Below are 3,956 nucleotides of genomic sequence, written 5' to 3'. Positions count from 1 at the left end.
CCCGCCGATTCGTCTCGAAGCTGGCTCGTGAGCACATCGGGGAGCATGTTCCCGCTGACGCGTCCGCCCTCGTACATCGTCGCTCGCGTCTCGGGCGGGAGGTCCCCCTCGCGGGCGAGCAGGGCGACGCTGACGACGTGGCCCTCGTGGAGGAGCGCCCGCGCTTCGAGGTTCGGCGCGTCGAGCAGCCGCGCGAGGTCGTTCGGCTCGGTCCGGTAGTGGGCGAGCACGAGCAGGCCGAACGCCTCCCGCAGGAGTTGCTCGTCGGCGAGCAGGTCGTCGGGCTCGAGTCGCCGGTACTCGACGGTTTCGGGCTCGGCGTCGGCGACCAGCGGCTCCACGGGCGGTCGAGCGTCGAGCAACAGCGCGCGGAAGGCCCAGACCTCCACGGGGTCGCCCGCGGCGTAGCGGATCGGCTCGAGGAGCGTCCGTTCGGTCACCTCGTGGTCGCCCTCGGCGAGTCGGTCGCGAAAGCGGACGGAAAACCCCCGGCCTGCGCCCTCGTAGCCGTGGACCGTCGTCGCGAAGGCGACGCGGTCGGCCGCGAGCAGCGCCTCGAGGACGGCGACGGGTAGCGCGGCGGCCTCGTCGACGATGACGATGTCGGCGGCTTCGAGCGCCTCGCCGGCGCCGCCGCTGGCGTCCCCACCCCCATCGACGCCCCCGACCGCAGCCGCGGGCTCGAGGAACCGAACCCGGCCGCCGGAAGCGGTCTCGAGTCGGCGAGCACCGCTCGTCGGAGCGTCGCAGTCGGGAAGCGTCTCGCAGAGTTCTCCGGCTCGCTCGAAGATCGCCGCCGCGTTGCGCGACCGCGGCGCGGTAACGAGCACGTCCAGTCCGTCCGCCGCGAACGCGCCGGCGGCCAGCCCCGCGGCGCTGGACTTGCCGCGGCCGCGGTCGGCCTCGAGGACGACGGCCTGCGGTTCGTCGGGCTCGTCGGATTCATCGGTCACGTTCGGCTCGTCGGTCCCGGCCGGAGACAGCGTCTCGAGCGCCGCGACGGCGTCTCGCTGATCCGCCGTGAGACACGCCTCGTACGCTTCGGCGGGGAAGCGAGCGTCCGGCGGAGCGTCGGGCCCTGTCCCGGCCGTGAACCCGAGTCCGGGCTCGGACTCGAGTACCGATTCGTCCGATCCGTCGACGAGTCGCGGGGCAGGATGCGTCAGTCCGTCGTCGACGACGGTCTCGGTCTCGAGATCGACGATACCGATCCCCCGGTGGATGCGCATCGTCTCGACCAGCCGATGCCTGAATCGGCCGCCGACGTCCTCGAGACCGAACGGCGGCACGGCTAGCGACTCGTCGAACGCGCCGCGCTCGTCGGGCCACTCCTCGAGGGGCGGCGTCAGGAATACCAGCAGGCCGCCGCCGTCGACCGCACCGACGACTTTCCCGAGCGCGTTCGGTCGGAGGCCGTCGTGGGCGTCGAGGGAGATCACAGTCCGGGTCGTGCCGAGGAGTTCGCTCGCGTTCGCCTGCGGGAGATGTTCACAGCGCAGGCGGTCGTCGGGACCGACGAGCGTGGTCTCCGTGATCGGGACCGGCAGCGATTCGAGGAGCGACTCGAGGGCGTCGTACCCGCGCCGTCGGGCACCCGACAGTGCGAGGACGCGTCGCTCGTCGACCGCGGTGGCTTCTTCGAACAGGGCTGCAGCGACGGCACTGACGTCCATACGCCTCGTTGGAATCGCGGGCCGTAATAGTGTCCGGGACGCTATCGAGACGGGGCTTCGCCGGCACCTCGATCACCGAACCCATCTGTGAACGGAACGGCGCTGCTCGATTGCAGCGCGTACAATCGGTTGTGGTGGCCTCGAGCGAGCCCAGTTCGAACGACTGCGCGACAGCGCCGTAATCGATGGATAGCGACTCAGTTGTGGTGTCATGAACGGTTGTAAAAATAGGAACTGTTTACTATTTCCACATACCTTGCTATTACTTTTATTAGGGTATCGAGATGGCGTTTCCATGGAGCGTCGAAAAGTACTCCTCGGTAGTGGTGTCGGACTCGCAACTGCCCTCGCAGGCTGTGCCAGCGATGGATTCACGAGCAGCGACGACGCCAACGACGAGAACGACGACGGAGACAGCGAGAACCACGGTTCGAACGACCCCGGAGCCGGTGACGGGAAGGGGAACGACGGAAAGTCCGACAAAAAGAACGAGAACGGAGAGAAAAATGCCGGGAACCGGGACATTCCCGGCGTCGACGTCGATGCGTTCGAGTCGCTGCTGGAAGAACAGGGGATTCACCTCGAGACGCTCCGCCACAGCGGTCCGAATCTCACGATCAACGTGTCGATTGCGGACCTGAACTGGGATCAGTTCGATGGCTCCTCGCGCGACGAATTGGAAGAGCGGTTCATGGACGTCGCCCGCGCCGCGGCCAACGCGGTCACCGACGCGCAAGCGTTCATCGCCTCGGTCGAGACCGTGACCGTGTCGATCCTGAACGACGACGCCAGGAAGGGCAAGGAGAAAACGGGTCTCTCCCTCGAGGTCAGCGTCGCCTGGCTGCTCGAGTTCGCCCGCGGCCACCGTTCGCAAGACGACGTACTCGATCAGGTCGTGGAACTCGACGCTGAAGACGAGTACTAGCACTACTGAACGTCACTACGGATCGATCACAGGGGGACGTGGCGATCGGTATGCATCCGTTTCCACGGCTGCGAGGGCGACGGGTATCGGAGGCGTCGGCGGCTGGCAGAAGTTTTGAACCATGCCGTCTCGTCGAGCGCGTGGAACACCGCGTTGGCTGCCAGCAAAATTCGACGAAGAGACGGTGCGTCAGACCATATGGACATATGGCAACCAACATGTATATTTGTTCGGACTATTTCTGACGAGCGGTAACGTGAGCATCCGTCGCCGTGAGTGTGTATCGTTCGCACCCCAGCAGCAGTTTGAACACGCTTTTAAGGGGGGCAGCGCTACAACGGAGTACACCCTACGCGGGGTTGATGATGCTCCTAGCCTCACAGGACTTCCGCCGACCGTACGTCGGCCCGGGCACCCAGTTCCCGGACGGCAGGGGAGCGCGAGCCCACGCGTAGGAGAGGTGAACAACCAATGTCAGTCTACGTCAACACCGACATCCCAGCCGACCTCGCAGAGGACTCCCTCGAGGCCCTCGAGGTCGCCCGAGACACAGGCCGAGTAAAGAAAGGAACCAACGAAACGACGAAAGCGATCGAGCGCGGCAACGCCGACCTCGTCTACGTCGCCGAGGACGTCTCCCCCGAGGAGATCGTCATGCACATCCCGGACCTCGCCGACGAGAAGGGGATTCCGGTCGTCTTCATCGAGACCCAGGACGACGTCGGTCACGCCGCCGGCCTCGAGGTCGGCTCCGCCGCCGCGGCGATCGTCGACGCCGGAGAGGCTTCCGGCGACGTCGAGGACATCGCCGACAAGGTCGAGGACCTCGACTGAGGTGATCAGAGATGAGTGCTGAAGAGGAAGAAAGCGGATCCACGCCCGCCGAGGTCATCGAGATCGTCGGCAAGACCGGCATGCACGGCGAAGCCATGCAGGTCAAGTGCCGGATCAAGGAGGGCGAGAATCAGGGACGTATCATTACCCGAAACTGCCTCGGACCGGTCCGCGAGGGCGACGTACTCCAGCTCCGCGAGACCGCCCGTGAGGCCGACTCCATCGGAGGTCAGTAACCAATGGTCGAGAAACGCACCTGCGACTACACGGGCGAAGAGATCGAGCCCGGCACGGGCATCATGTACGTCAAAAACGACGGCACCGTGCTCCACTTCGTCGACTCGAAAGCCGAGAAGAACTACAAGCTCGGCCGCGAACCCCGCGATCTCGAGTGGACCGAGGAAGGCCGCGCCGGCAAGGGCCCTGCCCAGGCCGAGACGGCCGCCGACGAGACGGCCGACGAAGACGAGGCCGTCGAAGCGGACGAAGACGAGGAAACCTGTCTCTTATACACATCTCTGAGC

Annotated in this window: 5 protein-coding genes; 4 read left to right on the top strand and 1 reads right to left on the bottom strand. The window is 65.8% G+C overall.

Annotation, left to right across the window (positions count from 1 at the left end; genetic code table 11):
* The coding region (gene tmcA / locus C493_RS19705; RefSeq protein ID WP_007261255.1) for a tRNA(Met) cytidine acetyltransferase TmcA at positions 1 to 1,673 on the bottom strand (1,673 nt) is incomplete at its 3' end.
* Between the two features lie 295 nt (positions 1,674 to 1,968).
* Between tmcA and C493_RS19700 the strand changes: the two genes are divergently transcribed.
* From C493_RS19700 to C493_RS19685, 4 genes are all read left to right on the top strand, one after another.
* On the top strand, positions 1,969 to 2,598 hold the full coding sequence (locus C493_RS19700; protein WP_007261254.1) for a hypothetical protein: 630 nt from the start codon (positions 1,969 to 1,971) through the stop codon (positions 2,596 to 2,598).
* A gap of 471 nt (positions 2,599 to 3,069) precedes the next feature.
* A complete protein-coding gene (gene rpl7ae / locus C493_RS19695; RefSeq protein WP_007261253.1) occupies positions 3,070 to 3,432 on the top strand; it encodes a 50S ribosomal protein L7Ae in 363 nt (120 codons plus the stop codon).
* Positions 3,433 to 3,443: 11 nt separating this feature from the next.
* Positions 3,444 to 3,668, top strand: coding sequence for a 30S ribosomal protein S28e (locus C493_RS19690; RefSeq protein ID WP_006064297.1), 225 nt, complete (start codon positions 3,444 to 3,446; stop codon positions 3,666 to 3,668).
* A gap of 3 nt (positions 3,669 to 3,671) precedes the next feature.
* The coding region (locus C493_RS19685; protein ID WP_007261252.1) for a 50S ribosomal protein L24e at positions 3,672 to 3,956 on the top strand (285 nt) is incomplete at its 3' end.

It is taken from the genome of Natronolimnohabitans innermongolicus JCM 12255 (assembly GCF_000337215.1).
Lineage (GTDB): Archaea > Halobacteriota > Halobacteria > Halobacteriales > Natrialbaceae > Natronolimnohabitans > Natronolimnohabitans innermongolicus.
This window is presented reverse-complemented; position numbering and strand designations above follow the sequence as displayed.

Excerpts from the sequence above, each read along its gene's own strand:
- C493_RS19700 (WP_007261254.1), top strand. The coding sequence starts at position 1,969 with ATGGAGCGTCGAAAAGTACTCCTCGGTAGTGGTGTCGGACTCGCAACT.
- rpl7ae (WP_007261253.1), top strand. The coding sequence starts at position 3,070 with ATGTCAGTCTACGTCAACACCGACATCCCAGCCGACCTCGCAGAGGAC.
- C493_RS19690 (WP_006064297.1), top strand. The coding sequence starts at position 3,444 with ATGAGTGCTGAAGAGGAAGAAAGCGGATCCACGCCCGCCGAGGTCATC.